At 69.3% G+C, this 24,706-nt stretch carries 21 protein-coding genes and 2 tRNA genes; 12 read left to right on the top strand and 11 right to left on the bottom strand.

The window, feature by feature from the left end; all coding sequences use genetic code 11:
- Positions 1 to 55: 55 nt before the first annotated feature.
- Positions 56 to 1,252 (bottom strand): NAD(P)/FAD-dependent oxidoreductase, encoded by a 1,197-nt coding sequence (locus tag ACFV4K_RS00115; protein ID WP_379270757.1) that lies wholly within the window; start codon positions 1,250 to 1,252, stop codon positions 56 to 58.
- Positions 1,253 to 1,435: 183 nt separating this feature from the next.
- Here ACFV4K_RS00115 and ACFV4K_RS00110 point away from each other — a divergent pair, with 183 nt between their 5' ends.
- Positions 1,436 to 2,080: a DsbA family protein gene (locus ACFV4K_RS00110; RefSeq protein ID WP_379270755.1), complete on the top strand. Its 645-nt coding sequence runs from the start codon at positions 1,436 to 1,438 to the stop codon at positions 2,078 to 2,080.
- Between the two features lie 74 nt (positions 2,081 to 2,154).
- On the opposite strand, the gene ACFV4K_RS00105 is transcribed toward ACFV4K_RS00110, so the two are convergent.
- The gene (locus tag ACFV4K_RS00105) at positions 2,155 to 3,156 is read right to left on the bottom strand and encodes a M48 family metallopeptidase (RefSeq protein ID WP_379270898.1); all 1,002 of its coding nucleotides are present in this window, start codon (positions 3,154 to 3,156) and stop codon (positions 2,155 to 2,157) included.
- A 324-nt stretch (positions 3,157 to 3,480) separates the two neighbouring features.
- Here ACFV4K_RS00105 and ACFV4K_RS00100 point away from each other — a divergent pair, with 324 nt between their 5' ends.
- Both ACFV4K_RS00100 and ACFV4K_RS00095 read left to right on the top strand, forming a co-directional pair.
- Positions 3,481 to 3,951 (top strand): ribose-5-phosphate isomerase, encoded by a 471-nt coding sequence (locus tag ACFV4K_RS00100; RefSeq protein ID WP_379167202.1) that lies wholly within the window; start codon positions 3,481 to 3,483, stop codon positions 3,949 to 3,951.
- Positions 3,952 to 3,954: 3 nt separating this feature from the next.
- The gene (locus ACFV4K_RS00095) at positions 3,955 to 4,767 is read left to right on the top strand and encodes an Fpg/Nei family DNA glycosylase (protein WP_379270754.1); all 813 of its coding nucleotides are present in this window, start codon (positions 3,955 to 3,957) and stop codon (positions 4,765 to 4,767) included.
- 480 nt (positions 4,768 to 5,247) lie between these two features.
- On the opposite strand, the gene ACFV4K_RS00090 is transcribed toward ACFV4K_RS00095, so the two are convergent.
- Positions 5,248 to 6,246, bottom strand: a complete 999-nt coding sequence (locus ACFV4K_RS00090; RefSeq protein WP_379270896.1) for a sigma-70 family RNA polymerase sigma factor — start codon at positions 6,244 to 6,246, stop codon at positions 5,248 to 5,250.
- Between the two features lie 154 nt (positions 6,247 to 6,400).
- Between ACFV4K_RS00090 and ACFV4K_RS00085 the strand changes: the two genes are divergently transcribed.
- The gene (locus ACFV4K_RS00085; protein WP_379270752.1) at positions 6,401 to 7,000 is read left to right on the top strand and encodes a dihydrofolate reductase family protein; all 600 of its coding nucleotides are present in this window, start codon (positions 6,401 to 6,403) and stop codon (positions 6,998 to 7,000) included.
- Between the two features lie 110 nt (positions 7,001 to 7,110).
- Here the strand turns inward: ACFV4K_RS00085 and ACFV4K_RS00080 are convergent, their stop codons facing one another.
- The 4 genes from ACFV4K_RS00080 to ACFV4K_RS00065 form a co-directional block, all read right to left on the bottom strand.
- Positions 7,111 to 8,394 (bottom strand): glycosyltransferase family 87 protein, encoded by a 1,284-nt coding sequence (locus tag ACFV4K_RS00080; protein WP_379270750.1) that lies wholly within the window; start codon positions 8,392 to 8,394, stop codon positions 7,111 to 7,113.
- A 62-nt stretch (positions 8,395 to 8,456) separates the two neighbouring features.
- Positions 8,457 to 9,797, bottom strand: a complete 1,341-nt coding sequence (locus tag ACFV4K_RS00075) for a phosphatase PAP2 family protein (protein ID WP_379270748.1) — start codon at positions 9,795 to 9,797, stop codon at positions 8,457 to 8,459.
- A gap of 201 nt (positions 9,798 to 9,998) precedes the next feature.
- Positions 9,999 to 10,075 (bottom strand) — tRNA-Pro (locus ACFV4K_RS00070).
- A 37-nt stretch (positions 10,076 to 10,112) separates the two neighbouring features.
- Positions 10,113 to 10,183, bottom strand: a tRNA-Gly gene (locus ACFV4K_RS00065).
- A gap of 393 nt (positions 10,184 to 10,576) precedes the next feature.
- Between ACFV4K_RS00065 and ACFV4K_RS00060 the strand changes: the two genes are divergently transcribed.
- On the top strand, positions 10,577 to 11,590 hold the full coding sequence (locus ACFV4K_RS00060) for a GGDEF domain-containing protein (RefSeq protein WP_357090265.1): 1,014 nt from the start codon (positions 10,577 to 10,579) through the stop codon (positions 11,588 to 11,590).
- 68 nt (positions 11,591 to 11,658) lie between these two features.
- Positions 11,659 to 12,510 (top strand): DUF1542 domain-containing protein, encoded by an 852-nt coding sequence (locus tag ACFV4K_RS00055; protein WP_379270746.1) that lies wholly within the window; start codon positions 11,659 to 11,661, stop codon positions 12,508 to 12,510.
- On the opposite strand, the gene ACFV4K_RS00050 is transcribed toward ACFV4K_RS00055, so the two are convergent.
- On the bottom strand, positions 12,447 to 13,388 hold the full coding sequence (locus tag ACFV4K_RS00050; RefSeq protein WP_379270744.1) for an alpha/beta fold hydrolase: 942 nt from the start codon (positions 13,386 to 13,388) through the stop codon (positions 12,447 to 12,449). The two genes, ACFV4K_RS00055 and ACFV4K_RS00050, sit on opposite strands and share 64 nt — an antisense overlap.
- 114 nt (positions 13,389 to 13,502) lie before the next feature.
- Between ACFV4K_RS00050 and ACFV4K_RS00045 the strand changes: the two genes are divergently transcribed.
- Both ACFV4K_RS00045 and ACFV4K_RS00040 read left to right on the top strand, forming a co-directional pair.
- Positions 13,503 to 14,096, top strand: a complete 594-nt coding sequence (locus ACFV4K_RS00045; protein ID WP_379270743.1) for a TetR/AcrR family transcriptional regulator — start codon at positions 13,503 to 13,505, stop codon at positions 14,094 to 14,096.
- A 112-nt stretch (positions 14,097 to 14,208) separates the two neighbouring features.
- Entirely contained in the window at positions 14,209 to 15,420 is a 1,212-nt protein-coding gene (locus ACFV4K_RS00040; protein WP_379270741.1) for a GAF domain-containing protein, read from the top strand.
- Between the two features lie 3 nt (positions 15,421 to 15,423).
- Here the strand turns inward: ACFV4K_RS00040 and ACFV4K_RS00035 are convergent, their stop codons facing one another.
- Entirely contained in the window at positions 15,424 to 16,137 is a 714-nt protein-coding gene (locus tag ACFV4K_RS00035) for a hypothetical protein (protein ID WP_379270740.1), read from the bottom strand.
- A 213-nt stretch (positions 16,138 to 16,350) separates the two neighbouring features.
- Here ACFV4K_RS00035 and ACFV4K_RS00030 point away from each other — a divergent pair, with 213 nt between their 5' ends.
- A complete protein-coding gene (locus ACFV4K_RS00030; RefSeq protein ID WP_379270738.1) occupies positions 16,351 to 16,824 on the top strand; it encodes an NUDIX domain-containing protein in 474 nt (157 codons plus the stop codon).
- 41 nt (positions 16,825 to 16,865) lie between these two features.
- Here the strand turns inward: ACFV4K_RS00030 and ACFV4K_RS00025 are convergent, their stop codons facing one another.
- Positions 16,866 to 19,445 carry a polynucleotide kinase-phosphatase gene (locus ACFV4K_RS00025; RefSeq protein WP_379270737.1) on the bottom strand — a complete coding sequence of 860 codons (2,580 nt, stop codon included), beginning with the start codon at positions 19,443 to 19,445 and terminating at the stop codon, positions 16,866 to 16,868.
- Positions 19,445 to 20,977: a 3' terminal RNA ribose 2'-O-methyltransferase Hen1 gene (locus ACFV4K_RS00020; RefSeq protein ID WP_379270735.1), complete on the bottom strand. Its 1,533-nt coding sequence runs from the start codon at positions 20,975 to 20,977 to the stop codon at positions 19,445 to 19,447. The genes ACFV4K_RS00025 and ACFV4K_RS00020 overlap by 1 nt, the downstream gene beginning before the upstream one ends.
- Before the next feature lie 222 nt (positions 20,978 to 21,199).
- Here ACFV4K_RS00020 and ACFV4K_RS00015 point away from each other — a divergent pair, with 222 nt between their 5' ends.
- The 3 genes from ACFV4K_RS00015 to tig all read left to right on the top strand — a co-directional run bounded on the left by ACFV4K_RS00015 (position 21,200) and on the right by tig (position 24,668).
- Complete coding sequence (locus ACFV4K_RS00015; protein WP_379270733.1) at positions 21,200 to 22,378, top strand: hypothetical protein; 1,179 nt, start codon at positions 21,200 to 21,202, stop codon at positions 22,376 to 22,378.
- 126 nt (positions 22,379 to 22,504) lie between these two features.
- Positions 22,505 to 23,080: an FKBP-type peptidyl-prolyl cis-trans isomerase gene (locus ACFV4K_RS00010; RefSeq protein ID WP_379270731.1), complete on the top strand. Its 576-nt coding sequence runs from the start codon at positions 22,505 to 22,507 to the stop codon at positions 23,078 to 23,080.
- Positions 23,081 to 23,264: 184 nt separating this feature from the next.
- Entirely contained in the window at positions 23,265 to 24,668 is a 1,404-nt protein-coding gene (gene tig, locus ACFV4K_RS00005) for a trigger factor (RefSeq protein ID WP_379270729.1), read from the top strand.
- Positions 24,669 to 24,706: the final 38 nt, after the last annotated feature.

The following is a 24,706-nucleotide window of genomic DNA, read 5'->3' as shown; positions in this document are numbered from 1 at the left end:
CGGAGCCCCGCCCGCCGGATCGACGTATCGCGCAGCCCATCGGGTGTGACGGTGGTCACAGAGTGTCCGGGTCCACGGCTCGGCCGCTCAGGATCAGTTCCTTGATCTTGTCAGTGACATCCCACACGTTCACGTTCATCCCGGCCAGCACCCGATTGTTCGGATCGAGCCAGTACGCCACGAACTCGCGGCCGGCCAGATCACCGCGCACCACCACGCGCGCCCGCTGCTCGGGGGAGACGTAGCCGGTGTACTCCATCCCCAGGTCGTACTGATCGGTGAAGAAGTAGGGCAGCCGGTCGTATACGGCGGGCCTGCCGAGCATGGTCAGGGCCGCCACGGCGGGCTGATTGAGCGCGTTCGCCCAGTGCTCCACCCGGATTCGCCGACCCAGCACCGGATGCCGCTGCTCGGCGATATCGCCGACCGCGACGATATCGGGGTCCGAGGTGGCCAGGCTCTCGTCGACCAGGACACCGCCGTCGACGGCCAGTCCGGCATCGGCGGCCAGCTCGATATTGGGTCGCGCACCCACCGCGACCAGCACCGCGTCCGCCTCGATGCGGGTGCCGTCGTCCAGGAGCACACCGGTCGCGCGGCCGTCGGCGGTGGTGATCTCGCTGACCTTCACGTCCGTGCGCAGGTCCACGCCGTGCGCGCGGTGCAGGCCCGCGAACACCTCGCCCATCTCGGTGCCGAGCGCGGCCCGCAACGGGACCGAGTCCGCTTCCAGCACAGTCACTTCCACGCCCGCCGCCCGCGCGGCCGCCGTCACCTCGAGTCCGATCCAGCCCGCGCCGATCACCGCCAGCCGCTGGACCTCGCCGAACATGGCCAGCAGGGCGTCGGAGTCCTCGATGGTGCGCAGCACGTGCACGCCCCGCGCGTCCACCCCGGGCAGTCGCAGCATGCGCGGGCGCGAGCCGGTGGCCAGCGCCAGTTTGTCGTAGGGCAGCGTCGTACCGTCCGGCAGCGCAACGGTTTTGGTGCCGCGGTCCAGTCCGGTGACGGTGGTGCCGGGCATCAACTCGATGTGATGGTCGCGGTACCACTGCGACGGGTCCACGGTGAAGTCGGGCAGCGATTTCTTGCCCAGCAGATGCTCCTTGGACAGCGGCGGACGCTCGTACGGCAGATGCTCCTCGGCGCTGACCAGGGTCACCGTGCCGTCGAAGTCATTGGCCCGCAAGGCTTCCGCGAGCTTCGCCGCGGCGAGCCCGCCTCCCGCGATGACGAACCTGGAACTGGTCATCCGAAACCTCCCTGCTCACGCGGCCGGGATCGCTGCACCGGATGTGGCCGTCCTCCCGGCGAGGCCGATATTTCGACCCTAGACCCGGGCGAGTCGGGCGGAGCGGAAATATCGGCAACGATCCGGGTTGTTGCGTTAGGGGAATGGCCGTGTGTCGGCCGTCGACTGTGAAAGGACTTCCTCGTGAGCGACACCAAAAAGGACCGGGTCGACTTCTGGTTCGACCCGATGTGCCCCTGGTGCTGGATCACCTCCCGCTGGATCCTCGAGGTCCAGCAGGTCCGCGATATCGACGTCAACTTCCATGTCATGAGCCTCGGCGTGCTCAACGACGGCCGTGAGGGCCTGCCGCCCGAGTACGTGGAGCTGCTGCGCAGCGCGTGGGGCCCGGTCCGGGTCGCCATCGCCGCCGCCCGCGACCACGGCGACAAGGTGCTGGCGCCGCTGTACACCGCCATGGGCACGCGCTTCCACAACCGTCGCGCCGAGTACGAGCAGGACGGGCCGCGCGCCGACCTGATCGAGGTCATCATCGCCGAGTCGCTGGCCGAGGTCGGGCTGCCGGCCGAGCTGGCCGCCGCGGCCACCTCCGTCGAATACGACGAAGAGCTGAAGGCCTCGCACCACGCGGGCATGGACAAGGTCGGCCAGGATGTCGGCACGCCGACCATCCACATCAACGGCGTGGCCTTCTTCGGTCCGGTGCTCTCGCGGATTCCGCGCGGTGAGGTGGCGGGCAAGGTGTGGGACGGCGCCGTCGCGCTCGCCTCCTACCCGCACTTCTTCGAGCTGAAGCGGACCCGCACCGAGGACCCGGCTTTCGACTGAGGGCCAGGGCTTTCGGTGGTGTAGACGCAGATCGGGCGGGGTCCGTGGCAACGGACCCCGCCCGATTCGTGTGATCAGTACGGCCGGTACTCGTGGTACGCGGGGGTCTGGCCGTACTTGGGTGGCGGGCTGCCGTACGGCTGCGGCGCGCCGTAGGGTCCGGTCACCGGCGGCCGCTGCGGGGCGTCGGGACGCCAGAACAGCTTGCCGTGGCGGCTGCGGTCGCGCAGCGCCCACATGCGCCAGGTCAGCACCGGGTGGCTGGCCATGGCATTCGTCATCCAGACGAAGAAGCCCTTCTCCTGCGGCGCGCGGTCCGCCATCTCGTCGAAGCTGACCAGATTATTCAGGTACTTGCCCGCCGCCAGCGTCTGCATGGCCGTCGGCGCGCCCTGCGGGCGGTTGCAGAAGCCGTGATTGTCGGCCGTGTACTCCTGCGAGCGGATCAGCGAACTGCCCAGGATCGGCAGGAACGGGGCGAGGAACATGCCCAGCTGCCGCCAGTACGAGACGTGGCCCGCCGCGATATGCCCGACCTCGTGGCCGATGATGAAGGCCAGCGCCTCGGGATTACGTGCCGCGCCGCTGACTTCGAACAGGTCGCTGTAGACGACCACGTAGCGGCGGAAGCCGTGCCCGGAGGCGAAGGCGTTGATCTGGCCGTTGCCGGTGACCACATAGGCGTCCGGGACCTGGGTCATGCCGAAGCGGGCCGCCGCCTCCTGCACCATGCGGAAGCCGTCGGGGAACTGGGTCGGTGACATCTTCACGCCGTTGACGCGCTGCGCGGCGTAGTTCATACCGCGGCCGAGGTAGACCAGCAGCGGCGCGAACACCAGCACCAGCACGATCTGGCCGTAGAAGCCCGACAGCAGCATGAGCAGCGCGAGCAGGTACGCCAGCACGGTGGCGATGATCACGATCACCAGCAGCGGGATCTCCCAGCTGTGCCGCGCGGGCATCCCGAACGGGGACAGGCCGCGGCTGCCATGCTGCACCACCGGCGAGGGCGGCGGCGAATACGGTTGCTGGGGAGCCCATCCCGGCGGCCCCACCCGCGGATCCCAGCCGGACATGCCGGTGACGGGATTCCACGCGGGCTGCGAACCGTTGGGCTGCGCGGCGGGGTAGGAAGTCGTCGGCTGGGCGTACCCGCCGGTCGGCTGGCTGGGATGGACGGCGGTGGGCTGTTCGCCGCTCGGCGGCTGCCCTTGATCTCCACCAGCGAATTGCCCCCCGTAGGCGTTCGGCGTGGATGAACTGTCGTCGGACGTCATGCCTGGATAGTACGTTCGCGCGCGTCGACGGGCCGTCCTCGCCGGGAGGGGCTCACACGTCGTATTCCGCCGGTGACAGCCCCCTGCGCGGGCGGTCCCGCGCGGGCTGACAGAATCGCAGCCATGCGCGTATACCTGGGTGCCGACCATGCCGGCTTCGAACTGAAGAACCACGTCAAGGCTCACCTGGAGGGTCAGGGCCACGACGTCGTCGACTGCGGCGCGCTGGAATACGATGCCCTCGACGACTATCCGGCCTTCTGCATCGAGGCGGCCCGCCGCGTCGTCGCCGAGCCCGGCTCGCTGGGCTTCGTCTTCGGTGGCTCCGGTAACGGCGAGCAGATCGCCGCCAACAAGGTGCCCGGCGCGCGGTGCGCCCTCGGCTGGAGCGTGGAGACCGCGCAGCTCGCCCGCCAGCACAACAACGCCCAGCTGCTCGGCATCGGCGGCCGCATGCACTCCACCGAGGAAGCCCTCGCCATCGTCGACGCCTTCATGACCACCCAGTGGTCGGACGAGCCGCGCCACCAGCGCCGCATCGACATCCTCGCCGAGTACGAGAAGACCGGCGTCGCCCCCGCGCTGCCGAACTGACCTGTGCCGGAAGGCCATACGCTGCACCGCCTGGCGAAGCTGCACGACAAGCGCTTCGCCGGCGGTCAGGTCCGAGTCTCGAGCCCCCAGGGCCGCTTCGCCGACGGCGCGGCCCTCATCGACGGCCGCGTCCTCACCCGCGCCGAAGCATGGGGCAAACACCTGCTCCACCACTACGATTCGGGCGTCACCCTGCACGTTCACCTGGGTCTGTACGGCAAGTTCACCGAATCCGCAGTCCCCATGGACGCGCCCGTCGGCGAGGTCCGCATGCGCCTGATCGGCGCGGGCCGTTCCGGTGAAGCGCACGGCACCGACCTGCGCGGACCGGCAGCCTGCGAAATCCTTCACGACCCGGAGGTCGCCGCCCTCACCGCCCGCCTCGGCCCCGACCCGCTGCGTCGCGACGCCGACCCAGACCGGGCCTTCGCGCGAATCCAGCGCTCCCAGCGCCCCATCGGCGCCCTCCTCATGGACCAGAAGGTCCTGGCCGGAGTGGGCAACGTGTATCGCGCGGAAGTGCTGTTCCGCCACAACATCTCACCCCACCGCCCCGGAAAGTCCCTGAGCCGCACCGAATGGGACGCGCTCTGGTCCGACCTGGTCGACCTCATGAAGGTCGGCGTCCGCCGCGGCTTCATGCACGTCGTCCGCCCCGAAGACGACCACGGCGCGCCCTCCTACGCCGCCGACCGCCCCCGCACCTACGTCTACCGCCGCCTCGGCGAACCCTGCCGCCTCTGCGGCTCCACCGTCGTCCACACGGTGATGGAAGGCCGAAACCTCTTCTGGTGCCCCGCCTGCCAGGCCGACTGAACGTTCTCGCGAGTCAGCCAAGTAGCTCGTCCAGTGGCACGAACGCGCCGCCGGGGTCCTTCGGACAAGAGCTCACGCTGATCAATTCACGCGCCCTTTCGTCTCTGATCCGTTGCGTCTCGTCATCGCGCAACCCGTGTCCGCGACCTGGGCCGCGGGCGTCCAGGGTATGGAGACCACGCCCTCCCGCATCGATGTCCCCGGTCCGTCGGACTACTGGCTCCAGGCGATCATTACGCTCGACCCCGCTGTGGCTGAATCGCTGCGCACGCGGACCATCGGCAAACGAACTCGCTCCCGTTGCCTCGGATTCGGATCCCAGGCTCCGCGCGGAGCTTGGGCCGTCGCTGCCCGGCGGCGAATACCGGACGAGTCGTGAGCTCGATGCGGAGTTTGTCACTTCCGAGTTCAAACCCTGTGCCTACCTGCAAGTTTCAGGCAGCGTGCTTGTCGCCTACACCTCATGATCGGCGACGGTGCTCATGCGCCGGGGAGGGATTGCGGTAGGCCGAAGGTGGGGAGGACGGTGTTCTCGAATCGGGTCATGGCGCTGATGCGGTCGCCGGTGAGGGTGAGGACGAAGAGGCCGGATCCGTGGGCGCCGAGGGAGGGGTGTCGGTAGACGGCGAAGGCGGGTTGACCGTTGGCTCGTGTCGGGAGCAGTTCGAATCGGTGTGCCGAGTCGAAAACGAGGGTGAGGAAGCGGGTCACGAGGTCTCGGCCTCGGTATTCCAGCGGGATCGGTGGCATCGACATGAAGACGTCGTCGGTCAGGAGTGCGACCAAGGCTTCGATGTCGGCGGATTCGTAGGCGGTGACGAACTTCGCGACGATCGCGTCCTCGGCGGGTGAGTCGGCGGGCGGCCGCGGGTCGGTGGTCACCGGCAGCCGGTCCTGCATTCCGGCGCGTGCGCGTTTGAGGGCGCTCTTGACCGATTCGACGGTGGTGTCGAGCATGTCGGCTACCTCGTTCGCGTGGAAGCCGAGGACGTCGCGCAGGATGAGGACGGCGAGTTGGCGGGGCGGCAGGATCTGCAGGGCGGTCACGAAGGCCAGGGAGATGGATTCGGTTTGCTCGTAGCGGGCTTCCGGGCCGAGCGGGACGCTGATCGCGCCGTCCAGCAGGGCGTCGGGATAGGGCTCGAGCCAGTGGATTTCGCCGAGCCCGGTGGGTTCCGGCAGGTCGATTCCGGGGACGTCCCACTGCTGCGCGGGGCGTCGGCGAGCGGAGCGCAGCGCGTCGAGGCACCGGTTGGTGGCGATGCGGTACAGCCAGGTGCGAAGCGAGGCGCGGCCGTCGAACCGTTCGAGACCTCGCCAAGCGGCGAGCATCGTGTCCTGCAGCGCGTCCTCGGCGTCCTGGAACGAGCCGAGCATCCGGTAGCAGTGCACCTGTAGCTCGCGACGATGCGGCTCGGTCAGCGCCCGGAACGCCTCACCGTCCCCGCCCCGCGCCCTCGACAGCAGGTCCGTTCGCACCGACTCCACTCCCGCCACCTCATTCCCTGTGTGCAGTCCCATCCCGTATGGACGTCGGCGGCGGCGCGAAAGGGTCGGTCGCGGAGCGCCCCCTTCGACAATGCCGCACCGTCCACACCTGTGACAGCCGACAACATCGTCCAAGGAGCAGGAAATGGGAAAGATCGTCATCAGCTCGAACATCACCCTCGATGGAGTGGTCCAGGACCCGGACGGCGCGGAAGGCTTCGAACTCGGCGGCTGGTTCCATCGGTTCGTCGAAACCGAGGACCTCCGAGACTGGGCCGCCCGCGAGACGGAGGAGCTGCGGGGCGTCGATGCGCTCCTGCTGGGCAGGCGGACCAGCGAGTGGTTCGAGTCCCGGATACAACCCGGCGGCGGGGCGGCCGACCGCGTGAGCCCCGAGTGGGCGGACAGAATGCACAGCATCCCCAAGTACGTGGTGTCGTCGACCCTCGAACCGCCCCGATGGAACAACACCACGATCCTCAACGGCGACGCGGCAAAGGAGATTTCGGAGCTCGAGCGCACCGTCGCCGGCGACATCCTGGTCTACGGCAGCTACCAACTCGTCCGCACCCTGATGGAACAGAACCTGGCCGATGAACTGCGACTGGTAGTTTTCCCGGTCGTCCTGGGCAGCGGCCTGCGGCTCTTCGACGAGGTCAGCAACAAGAAGCCGCTACGTCTGACCAACACCCGAAAGATGGGTGCCGACCTGGTGTTCCACACCTACGAATTCGTTCGCGACTGACGCCCAGAGATCAGCCGGCCATCAGACAGAGACAGAACGGATGGCCGGCCGGATCGAACAGGACACGGCACTCGGTCGGCGCGCACTGATTCTCGGACGGCCCGACGATCCTAGGAAACGGCCGGGGTGCGGCGCTCGAGGAGTCGGGCCAGGGCCAGGGTGAGGAGGGCGGCGGTGGCGAGGACGTAGATGTCGCCGGGGAGGTGTTGCCACCAGTGCCAGTGGAGCTCTTGGTGTCTGCCGTTGGGGACGATGCCGGGGCCGATCAGGAAGAACAGGGCGACCGTCGCGATGAGGGCGTAGGTGGCGGGGGCTGGGCGGGTGGTGGCCCAGGCGATGGCGGCTACCAGGGCCGGGGCGGCCCAGACCCAATGGTGGGTCCAGGACACCGGGGAGACGAGGAGGAGGACGGCGGCGTTCACCAGGAGGGTGGCGACGGTGAGGACCGTCATGGGGGCGGAGGCGGGGACGCCTGCCTCGGCGGCGTCCTTGCGCTCGACGCGGGTCAGGTGGTGCATCAGGTACGCGCCCGCTGCCGCTACCACGAGGGCGAGGCCCAGCCAGACGATCGTGGCGGTGGAGGAGGAGAAGCCGAAGAGGCGGAAGGACATGCCTTTGATGGACTGGTTGCCCACGTAGTCGGGGGAGCCGATGCGGTTGGTGTCGATGACGGCGTGGAACCAGTAGTCGCGGGATTCGTCGGGGAGGAGGACGAAGCCTGCGGCGACGACGCCGAGGGCGGTGGCCGTCGCGGTGGCGGCGGCCTTCCAGTCGCGGCGGATGAGGAAGTAGAGGATGAAGGCGGCGGGGGTGAGTTTGGTGACGGCGGCGATGCCGACCAGGACGCCTCGCGGCCAGCGGGGTTTCTCGGTGAGGCAGTCCAGGGCGACGGCGGCCATCAGGACCAGGTTGATCTGTCCGAACCACAGGGTGGTTCGGACCGGTTCGACGGCCGGCATGAGAACCACGGCGGACACCGTGAGAGTCAGTTTGAGGCGGGAGTCCAGGTCGGGGCGGACGCGGGACATGACCAGCCACAGGGTGACGCCGAGGCAGGCCAGGGAGCTGGCGGTCACCAGGAGTTCGGCCAGCCAGAGCGGGACGATCGCCAGCGGGATCATCAGGACCGCGGCCGACGGCGGGTAGGTGAACGGCAGGTCGGTGTGGCCGGCGACGGGAAGGGTCGGGCCGTAGAGGGTGCCGTGTTCGAGCCAGCCGCGGGTGTCGATGCGATACACCTGCAGGTCGAGGAAGCCGTGCATGGCGGAGAAGATCGCCGTGATCGCCGGCGTCAGCAGAATCCCGATCACGATCGGAATGCGAGGCAGGCCCGCGCGGCCGTCGGACTTGAGAGTGCGCAGCAAGCTCTGTTGCCCCGCCCGCGTTGTGATCATCAGGGAGAGGGTAACCCTTTCAAGGTTCGGGCAAAGATGTCCGGATTGCGTTGGGGGAGTGGTTAATCGACGGCAAATCCGTCGACGGGTGTTCGGCCTCCCCAGTGCGCCAACCGGCTGCCCGGACGCGCGAACCAGGTCGCGTAGAAGAGGAACGCTACGGCCGCCAGCGAGCCCAGCACCACCGCCCCCGCGACGACCGGATACGCGGCCATGGTGTTGGCCAGGAACCGATAGGCCAGCAACAATCCGGCGAGTACCGCCGCGCCGAGCGACACCATGCGGACACGCGGATGCTGCCACCCGCGTTCGGGATCGCGCAGCGCCGACTCCACGGTCATGCACAGCACCGCGCCCGCGACCAGATCACTGCCGTAGTGGTAGCCGAATCCGAGCGTCGCCAGCAGCGTGCACACCAGCCAGAACGTGCCCGACCAGCGCAGCCATCGCGGCCCGCGGCGGGAGTGGATGAACAACGCGGTCGCCCACGCGGTGTGCATGGACGGCATGCAGTTGCGGGCCGTCTCGGAGTCGAACAGCATCGGCTGCGGATCGGTGGTGAACGCCGGCCACACCTGCGGCCAGTCCCCGATCTCCAGTCCGTGCCCGAGCGGCCCGTACGCGAACACCGGCCCGACCACCGGGAACAGCACGTACCCGAGCGGCCCGATCACGCCCAGCAGCAAGAACGTTCGCACCAGGTGGTGCCGCGGCCACGAACTCGTCGACACGTGACGCAACTGCCACACGGCCACGACCACCGCCGCCACCGGCAATTGGATATAGACGACATGCAGTACATGTGAGGGGATCGGACCGAGCGTGTCCAGCAGGCGCCCGACCACCCACGCCGGTTCCCCCAGCGCGCGATCCGCGAGCTGCACGTACTGATCGAGCACCCGCGACCCGGCGACGATGCTCACCATCAGCCAGGTGTCGGCGAGTTTGGACGCCATGACGAGCAACACGCCGAACGCGATGGCCTGCAAGGCGGTCCGGCGACGCTCACCCTCCCATCGGAGCACGACCATCGTCAGCGCGGTGAGTGCGAGGGTCGGCCCGGTGCCGATCGACACATGCCAGCCGCAGGCCATCTGCAGCCCCAAGGTCAGCAGGTCCAGCACTCCCGCGGCAACCAGCGCGATCACGCGCGTGCGCGCGGGCACCCCGATGCAGGCGAGCCCGAGTCCGGCCCACGACACCGCCGCCGACTGCGGATTGGCGAAGTAGTCGTCGATCAGGCTGCGCAGCGGTCCCATCACGCCGTGGGCGGAGGCCCACGCCTGCGCGATGGCCAGCAAAAGCACCGCGACACACAGCCCGGCGGCCGGGACGAGTCGAGAACGGGTCTCGCGGCCGGACAGCACCGAGCCGGAAACGTTCGTCTTGTCGTCGACCAGCACCGTAAATCGATAACACAGAGCAAACGGAGGCACAACATCCGGTTACCGGAAGCCGGCTTCCGGGTGACTCGACACACCCGAGCGATGAGAGAGAGGGGACACAGCCGCGACGGCGGACGGCGCGACGCGCCACGATCGCCGTGCGAGTGGAGTGAATTGTCCGCTTCTACCAGTGAAATCGGAGTGAAGCGGCTCGAAAGATGGTCGGGGTGACAGGATTTGAACCTGCGACCCTCCGCTCCCAAAGCGGATGCGCTACCAAGCTGCGCTACACCCCGTTGCGCGTCGGACCGACGCTCCCGCAGAACGGGAAAGAGCGGGTGACGGGAATCGAACCCGCACCATCAGCTTGGAAGGCTGAGGTTCTACCATTGAACTACACCCGCAGTCACCGCATCCGTGGATGCCGTGTGCGTCAGCACTGTACCGAACCTCACTCCCGGAATGCCAATCAGGTCGCGTCTCCGCACGTCGCGGCCGGTCGGGACCGGGCTCCGGCGCGTCGCGGAAAACATGCCGAAATCGGGTGTAACACCGGAGCTCGGCCAGCGATGAGACATCCGATCGCCATTCGCGAGACAGTGGGAACCTGTTCTGAATCAGGGGTTTTCGATGTCGGGTGGCTTGCTAGGATCCTTTTTGTCCGGACGGGGGTATCTGGAAAGGGGGCGGTGAGCATGCACCACTGGTGTGGCCGACCGCGTAGTAGTGAGTTCGATCCGAAGGGCGTGACCGGCGCGCACGCCGGTCCTGGCATCACGTACGCAGGGTGAGCGCGCATGCCCATCCGTCTCGATACCCGAACCTCCGCCATCGTGGCGGCGACCATCCGGGAATGGGTGCGGTCGGTGCACCCCGGCGCGAGCAGCGCCGCGCTGGGCCAGGCGCCCAGCGTTCCCTCCGCTGACCTCGAGCGCATCTTCGGCGGCGTCATCGACGAACTGCTGGAATTGGCGGGCTCCGAACCGTTTCCGGTGCGCTCGGCCCGCCGGATCGGCCGCAGCCTGGCCGACGCCCCGTTCGAGCGCACCCGCATGCTCGCCCCCGCCAGCCGCGCGCTGCTCGGGCTCGCGCCGGGCGTGCGCGGATCGCTGATCGCCACCCGCTGGTCGTTCATCGCCAGCCAGGCCATCGACGCCTACGCCGAGGCGCTGCAGCAGCGCGCCCTGGTCCAGCAGGAGCGCAGCCTGTCCGAGGCGGTGTCGGTGCGGGTGCAGGAGATCGCGGCCCTGCAGACCCGGCTGCGGCACGAGGCCACCCACGACGCGCTCACCGATCTGGCCAACCGCTCGCTGCTGCAGGAGCGGGTGCGGGTGATGGCCGCCGATCCGGCGCGCGGTGTCGGGCTGCTACTCATCGACCTGGACGATTTCAAGGCGATCAACGACAACTACGGCCACACCGTCGGTGACGAGGTGCTGGTCAGCATCGCGCAGCGGCTGCGGGCGGCCTGCCCGCCGGAGACGGTGATCTCCCGCTACGGCGGTGACGAGTTCGTGGTGGCGCTGCCCGCGCGCCGCAATTCGCTCAGTGAGCTGGCCATGCGGGTGCTGGCGGCGCTGTGCGAGCCGGTGCCCACGGCCGCCGGATTCGTGCCCGCGTCGGCGAGTGTCGGCACCGCGTTCTGCCCGCCCGGTCGCGAGTGCGATTTCTCGGACCTGTTGCGCAGTGCGGATCGGGCCATGTACTCGGCGAAAACCGCTGGCAAACGACAGTTCGCGGTGTCGGAGCCGGACGAAGAGGAGGTTGATCCAGCCGGTCATACGACCCGCTTCGCGGCGGTAGCCGGATAGGCCGAGGATTCAGCGAGCTCAGAGCGAGTAGCAACTGTCTGGCGAATATTGCCGCGTAGGCTGGTCGCGTGTCTACCGTCGCCGTTCTCCTGCTGATCATCGTCGTCGTGCTGCTGGCCGTGGTCGCGGTCAATCGCGGGCAACGCTCGCGGGCCGGGACCGAACTGGCCGATGCCAAGGCGGACGCGCGCCGGGTGATCGAGCGTCTGGGCGGCCAGGTCTACAACCTCACCGGCAGTGACGACGCCTCCAAGCAGGCGCTCGCCGACGCGGGGGAGCGATTCAACGCCGCGGGCGCGCAGATCGAGCGGGCCGGGACCGCCGCGCAGGCGCGGCTCGCGAAAGAGACGGCGCTCGAAGGGCTGTACTACGTGCGCGCGGCCCGCACCGCCATGGGAATGGATCCGGGCCCGGCCGTGCCCGAACTGGACGGGCAGCGCACCGCGGGTCGGGTGACCGAGGATCGGGCCATCGAATTCGAGGGGCGCCGAGTCGAGGCCTCGCCCACGCCGTCGCCGGCCACACCGAACTACTACCCGGGTGGCCGGGTCGCGGGCCGGCCGGTACCTGCCGGTTGGTACTCCGAGCCGTGGTGGAAGACCGCCCTGGTCGCCGGCGCCTGGGGCGTCGGGTCCGCACTACTGTTCAATGCTCTGTTCAGCGGCATGTCCGGCGTCGGTTATGACGCTGCCGCCTTCGAAAGTGGTTACGGCGACGGCTATCAGGACGGCCTCGACGCCGCCGACGGCGGATATGCCGACGGCGGATATGCCGACGGCGGCTCGGACCAGGACTCCTACGACCAGGGTGGCTATGACCAGGGCGGCTACGACCCCGGCACCCAGGACTTCGGTGGTCAGGACTTCGGCGGCGGCACCGATTTCGGCGATTTCGGCGGATTCGACGGCGGCGACTTCTGATCGTTCAGGAAGACCCGGATCGCCTGGATCAGCTGTTCGGGCTGATCCTCGGGTGAGAAGGTGCCCGAATCGTGGATCCACTCGATGCGCGCGTCCGGGAAGTCGACGGCCAATCGCTCGGCGTACCGCTCCGGGAAGAAGCGGTCACCCGCCGACCAGGCCAGCAGCACCGGGTTCTTGAAGTCCGCGAAAGTCCGTGCGGCGGACAGGGTGTACTGGCGATCGAGGCCGGTGATCGCGCGCCGGACGTCCGCGCGGATGCCCTTCGCGCCGACCGGTAGCGCGTAGGAGTCGCTGGCCGCGCGGTCGATGGGGCGGCGGGCCAGCCAGCCGTAGGCGATGGGCAGGCGGCGGACGGGCCGCAGCCGCATGGTCACGGCCAGCGAGGTGAGCGCGCCCGGGGTGCGGGCCGCCAGGCCCAGGTAGTCGAAGAACGACGGCGGGAAGTTCTCGTACGCGTCGCAGGAGGTCAGCACCAGCCGGGCGACGAGATCGGGGCGGGCGGCGAGCACCAGCTGGCTGACCGCGCCGCCGGAGTCGTTGCCCACCAGGGTGACCGGGCCCAGATCGAGCTCCTCGATGGCAGCGATGACCAGTTCGGCCAGGCCGGGTGGGGTCAGGTCCGCGTCGGTCATGGCCGTGGTGTGCGACCCGAACGGGAGATCGATTGCCACGCAGCGGTATTCGCCGGAGAAGGCGGGGATGATCTTGCGCCACAGGTTGGCGTTGACCAGCAGTCCGTGCACGAAAACGATGGGATCGCCACTGCCGCTGTCGAAGACGGGCAGCGTGCCCTGCGGGAGCGCGAGTTCGCGGCGGGCGCCCAGTGCCGGATCGCGCCAGGCCGCGGGGGATTGGGGGGAGATGGTGTTCGTCATCTGTAGGACTCCCTCTGGAGCGGAGATGGTGAAGACCTTCTCAAACTAACAAACAGGCTGCCTGTTTTCAATGATTCGGCGTTACGATCCACCTACCCGCTCAGAAAGGCGTCGATGATCAGGCAAGCCGAACGATCCGAGTCGACCCGCGCGAACCTGATGGCCGCAGCGCGCGAACTGTTCGCCGAACGCGGGTACGCCGCGGTCAGCACGCCCGAGATCGTGGAGCGGGCGGGCAGCTCCCGCGGCGCGCTGTACCACCAGTTCAAGGACAAGAAGGACCTGTTTCGCGCGGTCTACGAGCAGGAACAGCAGGCGATCCTGCAGCAGGTCGCCGAGACCATGGCCGAGGCCCCGCCCACCGACGCCATGGCCGTGCTGGAGGCGGGCCTGCACAACTTCCTGCTCTCCTGCGTCGACCCCGAACGCGTTCGCATCACCCTCATCGACGCCCCCGCGGTGCTCGGCTGGCAGGAGTGGCGTGAGGTCGACGAGAAGTACGGCCTCGGCCTGATCGTCGCCGGCCTGCAATCCGGCATGCAGACCGGGCAGCTGCGCGCCGATCTCGACATCCGGCCGCTGTCGCTGATGATCCTGTCCGCCCTCGGCGAGGCCGCCATGTTCATCGCCAACTCCGACGACCCCGAATCCGCCCGCACCCGAACCGAACCCGCGGTGCTGGCACTGGTCGACGGCCTGCGGGTCTAGTCGGCGCACCCCGTCGGCCCGGTCGTCGCCGTGGGCGCGGCGGAGGTTCTCCGCCGCGACACCCGGTCCGAGAGAAACACATCCCGCCATTGCTCGTGGGTAGCCTTTGCGCATGTCCGAAGAGCGGTGGGGTGTCGTCCCGGATGAGGTGCGTGAGCTGAACGCCTCCCGGGAACGGCTACACGCGCTCGTCGAGGCCGTGTATACGGTGGTCTCCGCCATCGACGTGGAACTCGTGCTGCACCAGCTGGTTACGGCGGCGGCCCGGCTGGTCGACGCCGAATACGGTGCGCTGGGTTTGCTGGAAGCCGATGACGGGGGCGGCGAGCGGCGGCCGGCGCGCTTCATCGCGGTCGGCATGGACGAGGAGACGATTCGCCGCATCGGGCACTGGCCGCGGGGGCGGGGGCTGCTCGGCCTCGTGCTGTCCGGCGATCACCCCGTGCGGCTGGCCGATCTCACCAAGCACCCGGCCTTCGAGGGCTGGCCCGCCGGGCATCCGGGCATGCGCAGCTTTCTCGGGGTGCCGGTGCGTTATCGCGACACCGTCCTCGGGGACCTGTATTTCACCAATAAGCGCGGCGGGCCGTTCAGCGACGAGGACGAGCGGATGATCGAGGCGCTCGCCGTGATCGCCGCCGTGAAGATCACCAATGTCCGGATGAACGACCAGGTGCAGCGCGATGCCGTACAGCGGCAGCGGGATTCGGCCATGATCGCGGTCATGGAGGATCGCGACCGGATCGCGCGCGATCTGCACGACTCGGTCATCCAGCGCATCGACGCGTCCGGTCGGGCACTCCAGGATGCGCTGCGGATGCGTCCCACACCCGAGATCGGGGACCGCCTCGAACGCGTGGTCGCCGATCTGGACGACACCATCCAGGAGATCCGGGCCACCATCTTCTCGCTCCGGTCCGCCGCCGGCGGCCGGGGCGGATTGCGTGGCGATATCGCCGAATTGGTGTCCACCGCCGCCGAGCACCTGGGCTTCGCGCCGAATCTGCGGCAGGACGGACCTATCGACAGCCTGGTGCCGGGCGAGGTCGCGCGGCAGGCGCAGGCGGTACTGCGCGAGACGCTGTCCAACGCGGTCCGGCACGCGGACGCCACCCGCATCGACGTGGCCGTGCACGCCGCCGATGGGGAGCTGCGAATCACGGTGGCGGACAACGGTATCGGCGTCGGCGCTGCGCCCCGGCGGGGCGGTTTGCGCAATATCGCCGAACGCGCCGCCGAACTCGGCGGCGCGCTCGAGCTCCGGCCGGGACTCGGCGGGCGCGGAACCGCGCTGGCGTGGCGGGTTCCGATTCCGCGGGCCTGAGGATCAGTTGGCGGGCTCGGCGGGCTGCGCCGGGGCGGCCGGAATCGGCGCGGTCGTGGTCTTGTCGGCCCACTTGGTGGTGCCGTCGGCCGCCTGCATGGTGGTGAGCAGGTCGATGCCATTCGCGATGAGGGTGGGTCCGCCCACGGCGATGGAGCCGATGATGCCGCCGACGGTCGCGCCGGTCATGAAGCCCGGCAGGCAGCCCAGCGCCAGCGTGGCCACGCAGCCGATGGTCGCGCCGATGGCGGTGCCGACGAAGGTGCCGATGGTGGTGGCCAGGCCGAACTGGCTGCTGAAGTTGTTCATGGCGCGGTCGTTCTCCAGTTGCGAGGCAACGGGTTTCACGGCCAGCGGCTGCGACAGCGACACTCCCTCGGGCTTCACGGGGGTGAGGGACAGGACGGTGCCGTCCTTCTGCACCTCCGGCTGGACCGGGATGTCGGCCTGCCCCAGATGAAATGCCAGCGGCAGTGTCAGCAGCACCTTGCCGTCGCCGTCCTTCACGTTCACGACGTCCGGGCCCTGGGTCAGCTCGAAGGTGCCACCCTTGAGGGTGGTGACCACCGCGCCGTTCACCAGCTTGGTCGAGTAGGCGAGGCCGGGGGCGTCGGCGGGCTGGGCGTTCGCCGGGACGGTTGCCAGGGGTAGGACTGCCGGGGTGACAAAGGCTCCGATCACCAGGGTGGTAGCCGCGGCGGCGCTGCGGAACTGCATGCGGTATCCAATCCGTCAACAGGTGTGGGGCGATACGAACCCAGGAGCTTAATGGAATTCGATGGTGCCGAACAGGTTTCGGGCGCAAGAGGCCACGCTGGGAATTATTCGTCCGTTATCGGGAAATGATCCCCAACGTCCGGGTTGCCGCAGTGTGGCTCACCATAGTGCCCGAAGTGTGCCCCGCGCCGCCGATTCGGCAAACTCCTCTGCATGAGCCTCCGATACAGCGCCGGTGTCCTGCTCTTCCGCCGCACCACCAGCCTCGAAGTGCTGCTCGGGCACATGGGCGGCCCGCTGTGGGCGAAGAAGGACGCCTCCGCCTGGTCCATCCCCAAGGGTGAATACGAGCCCGCCGAGGAATCCGCGCGCGAGGCCGCCGGGCGCGAATTCGACGAAGAACTCGGATTGCCGGTGCCGGACGGCGAGTGGATCGCGCTCGGCGAGGTCGAATACGGGAGTGGCCGGGGCAGGAAACAACTCACGGTCTGGGCCGTGGAAGCCGATCTCGACCCGGCGCGGGTCGTGCCCGGGACCTTCGAAATGGAATGGCCCCCGCGCTCCGGGCGCATGGCGGAATTCCCGGAGATCGACCGCGCCGACTGGTTCGACCTCGACACCGCGTACGAGAAGCTCGGCAAGGGGCAGCGGCCCTACCTGGACCGCCTCCGCGACCAGTTGGGCTGAGCACGTCGCGGGGCACGCGAGTGCGTGCCACGCGACGCCACTCACAGTCGCGGGTCCACCGGCTCGGTCTCGAGCGCGAGGATCGCGAACACCGCCTCGTGCACCCGCCACAGCGGCTCCTGGGCGACGAACCGGTCCAGGGCCTCCAGACCCAGCGCGTACTCGCGCAGGGCCATGGACCGTTTGCCGCCGAGCCCGCGCTGTCGCAACCGGTCCAGCTGATCCGGGCGCAGGTACTCCGGGCCGTAGATGATCCGCAGGTATTCCGGCCCACGGCATTTCACGCCCGGCTGCACCGGTCTGCCACTGCGGGTGCCGGTGCCGGACACCAGCGAGCCCAGCGGCTTGACCACCATGCCCTCGCCGCCCGCCGCCGTCATCTCGGTCCACCAGGCCGTGGCGGCGGCCTCGGCCTCCGGGGCGGACAGGTCCACCACGCGGCGGGCCGTCGCGGTGAAGAGCTCCGGGTCGGCCGCGATCAGGCGGTCGGCGCGCTCCAGGTGCCAGGTGTGGTCGCGCCCGGCGTAATTCGCGCCCGAGGCGGCCAGCAGCTGGAACGGGGCCAGACGCACGCCCTCCAGGCCGTCGGTGGCCCAGCAGTAGCGGCCGTAGGCGGCGGTGAAGGCGTCGGCGTCCTCGAGGCGCGCGGTGGTGCGCGTGGCGAGATCGCCTACCTCCACGCCTCTTTCGGCCGCGGCCGCCAAGACGGCCGCGGCGTCGGCGAGCGAGGCGCGGGCCGCCGCGCCGACCGCCGCGTACTGGGAGCGCAACAGCCCCAGCGCCTTGGCCGACCACGGCAGCAGCTCGGTGTCCAGCAGCAGCCAGTCGGTGCCCAATTCCTCGAACAGCCCGGCGGTTTCGGCCGCCGCGCGCACCCGGGCGAGCAGGGTCTCCGTCCGCGACGGATCGTCGAAGAAGGGGCGGCCGGTGCGGGTGTACACCGCGCCCGTGCTGCCGTCCTCGACGCCGAACCGGTCGCGGGCCGTCTCGACCGACCGCGAAACCACCACCACCGCACGCGAACCCATGTGCTTCTCCTCGCACACCACGGTGTCCACGCCCTCGGAGCGGTAGTACTCGAAGGCCTGGGCAGGATGCTCGAGATAGCCGTCCAGAGTGGAGGTGGCGCACGGGGACATGGTCGGCGGCAGGTACACCAGCCAGCGCGGATCCACGGCGAAGCGGCTCATCACCTCGAGCGCGGCGCTCGCGGCGTCCTCCCGCACGGTGACCCGGCCCAGGTGGCGGGTCTCCACCACCCGGCGGCCCAGCACGTCGTCGAGGTCCAGGACGCCCGGATCCCGCCGCACCACGGCCTCACCCGTGGCGAAGGTGGCGGCCTGCAGCGGGCGCACCGGCTCGAACCAGACCTGTTCGGCCGCAACCGATACCGGCTCCCGCTCCGGGTAGCGCAAGGCGGTCAGTCGGCCGCCGAACACCGCGCCGGTGTCCAGGCACAGGGTGTTGTTCACCCACACCAGTTCGGTCATCGGCGTGTGGCCGTACAACACCAGCGCCTTGCCGCGATAGTCGTTGGCCCACGGGTAGCGCACCGGCAGCCCGTATTCGTCGGTCTCGCCGGTGGATTCGCCGTACATGGCGAACTCGCGCACCCGGCCCGAGGTACGGCCCTGGTACTCCTCCTTCAGGCCGGCGTGCGCGACCACCAGGTCGCCGCCGTCGAGCACATAGTGGCTGACCAGACCGCGCATGAATTCCTGTGCGGCCTTGCGGAATTCGGCGTCCTCGGCCTCCAGCTGCGCCAGCGACTCGGCCAGGCCGTGCTTCACCGTGACGCGGCGGCCGTCGAGGGCGCGCACCAGTTTGAACTCGTGGTTGCCGGTGACGCACAGGGCGTTCCCGGACGCCACCATGCCCATCACCAGGCGCAGCACGCCCGGGGTATCGGGGCCGCGGTCGACCAGGTCGCCGACGAACACCGCGGTGCGGCCGTCGGGGTGGCGGGCGTCCACCGGGCGATCCGCGTCGTCGCGGGTCAGGACGTAGCCGAGCTCGCCCAGCAGCGTCTCCAGTTCGCTCCGGCACCCGTGCACGTCGCCGATCACGTCGAACGGGCCGGTGAGATCGGTCCGGTCGTTCCACAGCCGTTCGTCGCGGATGGTCGCCGCCTCGACCTCTTCCGCGCCGCGCAGCACGTGCACGGTGCGGAAACCCTCGCGCTCCAGGAACTTCAGCGAACGTTTCAGGTCGCGCTGGTGGCGGCCGACCACGTGCGGGCCCAGATCCGCGCGGTCCACCCGCTGGGCATTGCGCTGCACGCAGACGTTCTCGGGGACGTCCAGCACGATCGCCACCGGCAGCACGTCGTGGGCGCGCGCCAGCTCCACCAGCGACTGCCGCGCCTTGGGCTGCACATTGGTGGCGTCGATGACCGTGCGCAGGCCGCGCCGCAGCCGCACGCCCGCCACGTGGTGCAGCAACTCGAACGCGGCCGCCGTGGCCGACTGATCGGCCTCGTCATCGCTGACCAGGCCGCGATAGGCGTCCGAGGACAGCACCGCCGTCGACCGGAAATGCTTGTGCGCGAACGTGGACTTGCCCGAACCGCTGCTGCCGATCAAGACGACCAGCGACAGCGCCGGGACGGACAGTTCTGCCATTACGCGGCTCCCTTCTCGTCGCCGTCGTGGTTCTCGGTGAACCCGTTGTTCCTGGTGAACACAGCCATCTGTGTCGAGGCCCCCACTTCCGCATCCACAGGCCCCACCGGCTCGAAGCGCACGGCATATCCGTACGCCGCACCGACCCGGTGTGCCCAGTCCGCGAATTCTGCCCTGGTCCACTCGAATCGGTGATCCGAATGCCGGAACGCACCCGCGGCCAGACCGTCGTAGCGGACGTTGAACTCGCTGTTCGGCGTGGTCACGACCACCGCGCCCGGGGTCGCCGCCCCGAACACCGCCTGCTCCAACGCCCGCAACCGGGTGGCGTCGACGTGCTCGATCACCTCCATGAGCACCGCCGCGTCATACCCCTTCAGCGAGGCGTCGGTGTAGGTCAGGGCGCCCTGCCGGACCGTGACCCGCCGCGCCTGCCACTCCGGCAGTCGCCGCACCCGTCGCGCCGCGATCTTCAACTCGCGCATCGAGACATCGATGCCGACGATCTCGCCGAACGCCCGGTCCGCCGCCAGCTCCAGCAGCAGCGCGCCCTGACCGCATCCGAGATCGAGCACCCGGCTCGCCCCGGTCGCCAGCACGGCCCTATGCACGGCGGCGCGGCGCAGCACCGCCAGTGACGGGGCGCGCTCCTCGGTCTCGGCCGACTCGGTCGCGTCGCCACCGCTTCCAGCAGCGGCATCGCCCGTCGCTTCAGCGGCGGCATCCGCCGCGTCGTCGTCGGCATCCGCCTCGATCGCGTCGAGCTCTTCCGGGGCTGCGTCGTCCAGTTCGGCCAGGCGGGCCAGAGCGGCGCGGACCAGGGTGTGGCGGCGCGTCAGATAGCGGCGGGTGATCCATTCGCGTTCCGGGTGGCCGGTGAGCCAGCCCGCACCGAAGCGCAGGAGCTTGTCGATCTCGGCGGCGTCCAGCCAGTAGTGCTTGCTGCCGTCGAGGACGGGCAGCAGGACGTACAGATGGGCCAGCGCGTCGGCCAGGCGCAGCGTGCCGGTGAGTTCGATCCGGACGTAGTGAGAGTCGCCCCACTCCGGAAAGGCCGGATCCAACGGTAGGGGAGTGGCCACGACCGTCCAGCCGAGCGGCGCGAAGACGCGCTCGGCGTACTCGGGACCGCCCTTGCACGGGACCGCCGGAAGTTCGATGCGCAGGTCCAGGGGCGTCTCGGTCAGCTCCGGGCGCTGGGCGCAGCGGCCGTGCAGCGCGGTGCCGAACACGGTCGAGATCGCCACGGACAGCAGCGACGACGCCGCGTACGGCCGGTCGTTCACGTACTGGCCGAGGCTGAAATCCGGTGTGCCCTTGTGCTTTCCGCGCACCAACTGTACGGGGTCGATCTCCAGCAGCAGCGCCACGGTGCAGCGGTCGTCGCTCGCCTCCGGGTAGAGGACGTGCGCGACACCGTAGGACTGCTCGAAAGTCTGTCTGCGCGAAGGATTCTTGTGCAGCAGGTACCCCAGATCGGTGGCGGGCCACTCGGCTCCCACGGGGCGCGTACAAGAGATCGTCACCAGCATCCTGAGATGCTCCCGTAGGCCATGGGCGGTCGCAAACACTTTTCCGTCTACGGAAGCCGTTGCGGCGGGCCCGAATTGTCACGGACCGGTCGCGATGTCCCGATAACCGGTTGCCGCGGGTAATCGGTGCGCCCACACTCGAAATCAAGCGGCTACGGGGGTGGCGGTATGCGCCGAGGTGATCCGACGAACCGGCGAGGGAATGCCGGACGACTTCCACTGGTGTCCGTCGCGGTGCTGGTCAGCGCCTGCGCCATCGCGGGCGCACCGCGGGCGGCCACACCGGAACTGCGCTCCCTGGATCTGGGCGGCTACAGCGGCCGGCCACTCGCGGCGCCCGGGGGCACCGGCGAAACCTATGCGCGGCTGCTGGAATCGGTGCGCATGGCCGACGCCGTCGTCTCGCCGCGCGACGTCGACCCCACCCTGTCCCGGCTCTCGGCCATCCCGGTGCCGACGCCGACGGACGCGGTCGGCATCCTCGCCGAGGCGACCCGGCCGACCCTCACCGCGCACGGCATGCTGGCCGGATTCAGCATCGGCGGCACCGACGACCCGAGCGGCAGCCCGACGGAGGGCGCGGCCACCGGACTGCGGATCACGGTGCTGCGCATGCGTGACCCCATGGCGGCCATCGACACCGCCCGCGAGATCGCCGCCGCCGACGCCGCGGTCAACCGCGACAATGTCACGGTCCCGTTCACCGAATATTTCGCGACACACGGGCATTGGCGTCCGAGGGTTCCGACCATGGCTGTGACGCTCGCCCACGGACCCTACGTCGTGAGCCTCTTCATCGTCGATCGCACCACCGACCGCGCCGCCATGAAGACCCTCGCCGCTCGCGCCTTCGACGCGGAACTCCCACGGCTGGAGGCCTTCACGGCCACCGCGCCCGAGGCGCTCCCGGCGCTGACCCTCGACCCGGACGGCATGCTGTCGCGCCTGCTGCCCGCCCAGCCCGGGCACTGGCCGTATCCCACGCTGTTCCAGGACGAATACGGCCTCATCGCGGGCTGGGGCGGGCCGCGGCGCGCCACCGGAGTCGTCTACGGCCCGGTCGTCGCCGGGCTGCTGATCGACCGTCCCGGTGAGGACAGCCTCGGGGTGCAGGCCGCGGCCATCACGGATTCCACACGGCTGCTGCGTTTTTCCGACGCCGTCAGCGCACGGCACGCGCTGCGGCGGCTCTCGGAGCCGACCGCCACCCGAACCGTCGCATCCGCGCCCGACGGCGTTCCGGAAGCCGTCTGCCTGCGCGATGCCGATGCCGCGGCGCACAACGAATTCACCTGCCTTGTACTGGACGGTCGCTATCTGGCCTCGGTGTCCGGCCCCACCGAATCGGCCGTCCACCAGATGGCCGCGGCCCAGTACGCCATCCTCGTCAGCGCCCGCTGACCACGCCCGGCGCTCCGCCGAAACCCTTGCGGGCGCGCCCCGACCGGCTCGACCGCCCGAAGCCGTGTAGGTTCGGCGCGGCGTCGCAATCTGTGCGGCAACCGGACTCGACGGACAGGAGCGGGAATGCGCTTGGTGGGCAAGGTCGGTGTGATCGGTGCGGTCGCGGCCGCCACGATGCTGGCGGCCGGTTGCGGCGGCAGCAGCGACAACAAGGCGTCGTCGACCACGACGACGACCGCCGCCGCCTCGACCAGCGCGGCCGCCACCACGGCCGCGAGCAAGGGCCGCGAGTGCACCGCCGAGGACATCAAGGTGGACGGCGGCTTCGGCACCGCGCCGACCATCACGCTGCCCGCCGACTGCGATCCGCCCAAGGAGCTCATCACCAAGGATCTGGTCGTGGGCAGTGGCCCCGAGGCCAAGGCCGGGGACAAGCTGAGCACCAACTACACGCTGATCACCTGGTCCAACCAGAAGAAGCTGGACAGCTCCTTCGACCGCGGCAAGCCGCTGCCCCTCACGCTGGGCGCGGGCCAGGTCATCAAGGGCTGGGACCAGGGCCTGGTCGGCATCCAGGAGGGCAGCCGCCGGCTGCTCATCATCCCGCCCGCCCTGGGCTACGGCGACCGCCCGCCGAGCGGCATGAAGCCGGGCGAGACGCTGGTCTTCGTGACCGACGCCGTCAAGGTCGGTAGCTGAGATAAACCGCCAGTACCAGGGCGACCGGTCCACCGACCGGCCGCCCCGGTGCGCTGTGCGGCATGCGGGCGCCCCCTGCGCGACGACCGGTTACACGGCCCCCCGGGCCGTCAACTAACCTGGTCGGGATGCGTTCGGGGGGAACCTAGACGTCAACCATGAACAACGAACAAGGAGCATGTCCGTGAAGAGCACCGTCGAGCAGCTGAGCCCGACTCGGGTCCGCATCAATGTCGAGGTGCCCTTCGAGGAGCTCAAGCCGGACTTCGACCGCGCCTACAAGGCTCTCGCGCAGCAGATCCGTATCCCCGGCTTCCGTCCGGGCAAGGCGCCGGCCAAGCTTCTCGAGGCCCGTGTCGGCCGTGGCGCCGTGCTGGAGCAGGTCGTCAACGACGTGCTGCCCAAGCGCTACAGCGAAGCCGTGATCGAGACCGAGGTGAAGGTCATCGGTCAGCCGGAGATCGAGATCACCAAGATCGAGGACGGCCAGGAGCTGGCCTTCACCGCCGAGGTCGACATCCGCCCGGAGATCACCCTGCCGGACTTCTCGAACATCAAGGTCGAGGTCGACCCGATCGAGATCACCGACGCCGACATCGACGAGCAGCTGCAGTCGCTGCGTCAGCGCTTCGGCACCCTGACCGCGGTCGAGCGGGCCATCGAGAACGGCGACTTCGTCTCCATCGACCTGTCCGCCACCGTCGACGGCGAGGCCGTCGAGGAGGCCTCCACCACCGGCCTGTCCCACGAGGTCGGCTCCGGCCAGCTCATCGAGGGCCTGGACGAGACCCTGATCGGCCTCAAGGAGAGCGAGTCCAAGGACTTCACCTCCAAGCTGGTCGCCGGTGAGCACGCGGGCAAGGAAGCCGTCATCACCGTGACCGTGCAGTCGGTCAAGGAGCGCGAGCTGCCCGAGGCCGACGACGAGTTCGCCCAGCTGGCCAGCGAGTTCGACACCATCGACGAGCTGAAGGAAGACCTCAAGACCCGCGTCGAGCGCGTCAAGAAGGTCACCCAGGCCGGCGAGATCCGCGACAAGGTGCTCGAGCAGCTGCTCGAGACCGTCGAGATCCCGCTGCCCGAGGGCGTCGTCAAGGCCGAGATCGACGCCGTCGAGCACGACGCCGTCCACGGCTTCGACCACGACGAGGCCAAGCTGGCCGAGGCGCTCGAGGCGCAGGGCTCCTCGCTCGAGGAGTTCAAGGCCGACACCAAGCAGGCCGCCGAGAAGTCGGTCAAGACCCAGCTGCTGCTGGACGCCGTCGCCGAGGCCGAGAACACCCAGGTCGGCCAGGACGAGCTGTACGAGCGGATCATCTTCCAGGCGCAGCGCTACGGCATGAGCCCGGACCAGTTCATCCAGCAGATCCAGCAGGCCGGCCAGCTCGGCGCCGTCTTCGCCGACGTGCGTCGCGGTAAGGCCCTCGCCGGTGTCGTGGTCCAGGCCGCCGTCACCGACACCGCCGGCAACACCGTGGACACCGCCGAGATGTTCGGCAACCCGGCCGAAGAGGCCGAGGAGGTCTCCGCCGAGGAGCTGGCGACCGTCGCCGACGCCACCGAGGCCACCGAGGCCGAGGCCGAGTAAGAATTTCATCTCACCCCTGTGTACGGGGGTTCTCGGGG

Source organism: Nocardia sp. NPDC059764 (assembly GCF_042732555.1).
Lineage (GTDB): Bacteria > Actinomycetota > Actinomycetes > Mycobacteriales > Mycobacteriaceae > Nocardia.
The sequence above is the reverse complement of the archived record's forward strand: the minus strand, read 5'-3'. Positions and strand labels throughout refer to the sequence as shown.

Excerpts from the sequence above, each read along its gene's own strand:
- ACFV4K_RS00080 (WP_379270750.1), bottom strand. The coding sequence starts at position 8,394 with ATGATCACAACGCGGGCGGGGCAACAGAGCTTGCTGCGCACTCTCAAG.
- ACFV4K_RS00035 (WP_379270740.1), bottom strand. The coding sequence starts at position 16,137 with ATGCAGTTCCGCAGCGCCGCCGCGGCTACCACCCTGGTGATCGGAGCC.
- ACFV4K_RS00025 (WP_379270737.1), bottom strand. The coding sequence starts at position 19,445 with ATGGCAGAACTGTCCGTCCCGGCGCTGTCGCTGGTCGTCTTGATCGGC.
- ACFV4K_RS00085 (WP_379270752.1), top strand. The coding sequence starts at position 6,401 with ATGGGAAAGATCGTCATCAGCTCGAACATCACCCTCGATGGAGTGGTC.
- ACFV4K_RS00115 (WP_379270757.1), bottom strand. The coding sequence starts at position 1,252 with ATGACCAGTTCCAGGTTCGTCATCGCGGGAGGCGGGCTCGCCGCGGCG.
- ACFV4K_RS00060 (WP_357090265.1), top strand. The coding sequence starts at position 10,577 with ATGCCCATCCGTCTCGATACCCGAACCTCCGCCATCGTGGCGGCGACC.
- ACFV4K_RS00105 (WP_379270898.1), bottom strand. The coding sequence starts at position 3,156 with ATGTCCGGCTGGGATCCGCGGGTGGGGCCGCCGGGATGGGCTCCCCAG.
- ACFV4K_RS00045 (WP_379270743.1), top strand. The coding sequence starts at position 13,503 with ATGATCAGGCAAGCCGAACGATCCGAGTCGACCCGCGCGAACCTGATG.
- ACFV4K_RS00050 (WP_379270744.1), bottom strand. The coding sequence starts at position 13,388 with ATGACGAACACCATCTCCCCCCAATCCCCCGCGGCCTGGCGCGATCCG.
- ACFV4K_RS00010 (WP_379270731.1), top strand. The coding sequence starts at position 22,505 with ATGCGCTTGGTGGGCAAGGTCGGTGTGATCGGTGCGGTCGCGGCCGCC.
- ACFV4K_RS00100 (WP_379167202.1), top strand. The coding sequence starts at position 3,481 with ATGCGCGTATACCTGGGTGCCGACCATGCCGGCTTCGAACTGAAGAAC.
- ACFV4K_RS00040 (WP_379270741.1), top strand. The coding sequence starts at position 14,209 with ATGTCCGAAGAGCGGTGGGGTGTCGTCCCGGATGAGGTGCGTGAGCTG.
- ACFV4K_RS00030 (WP_379270738.1), top strand. The coding sequence starts at position 16,351 with ATGAGCCTCCGATACAGCGCCGGTGTCCTGCTCTTCCGCCGCACCACC.
- ACFV4K_RS00020 (WP_379270735.1), bottom strand. The coding sequence starts at position 20,977 with ATGCTGGTGACGATCTCTTGTACGCGCCCCGTGGGAGCCGAGTGGCCC.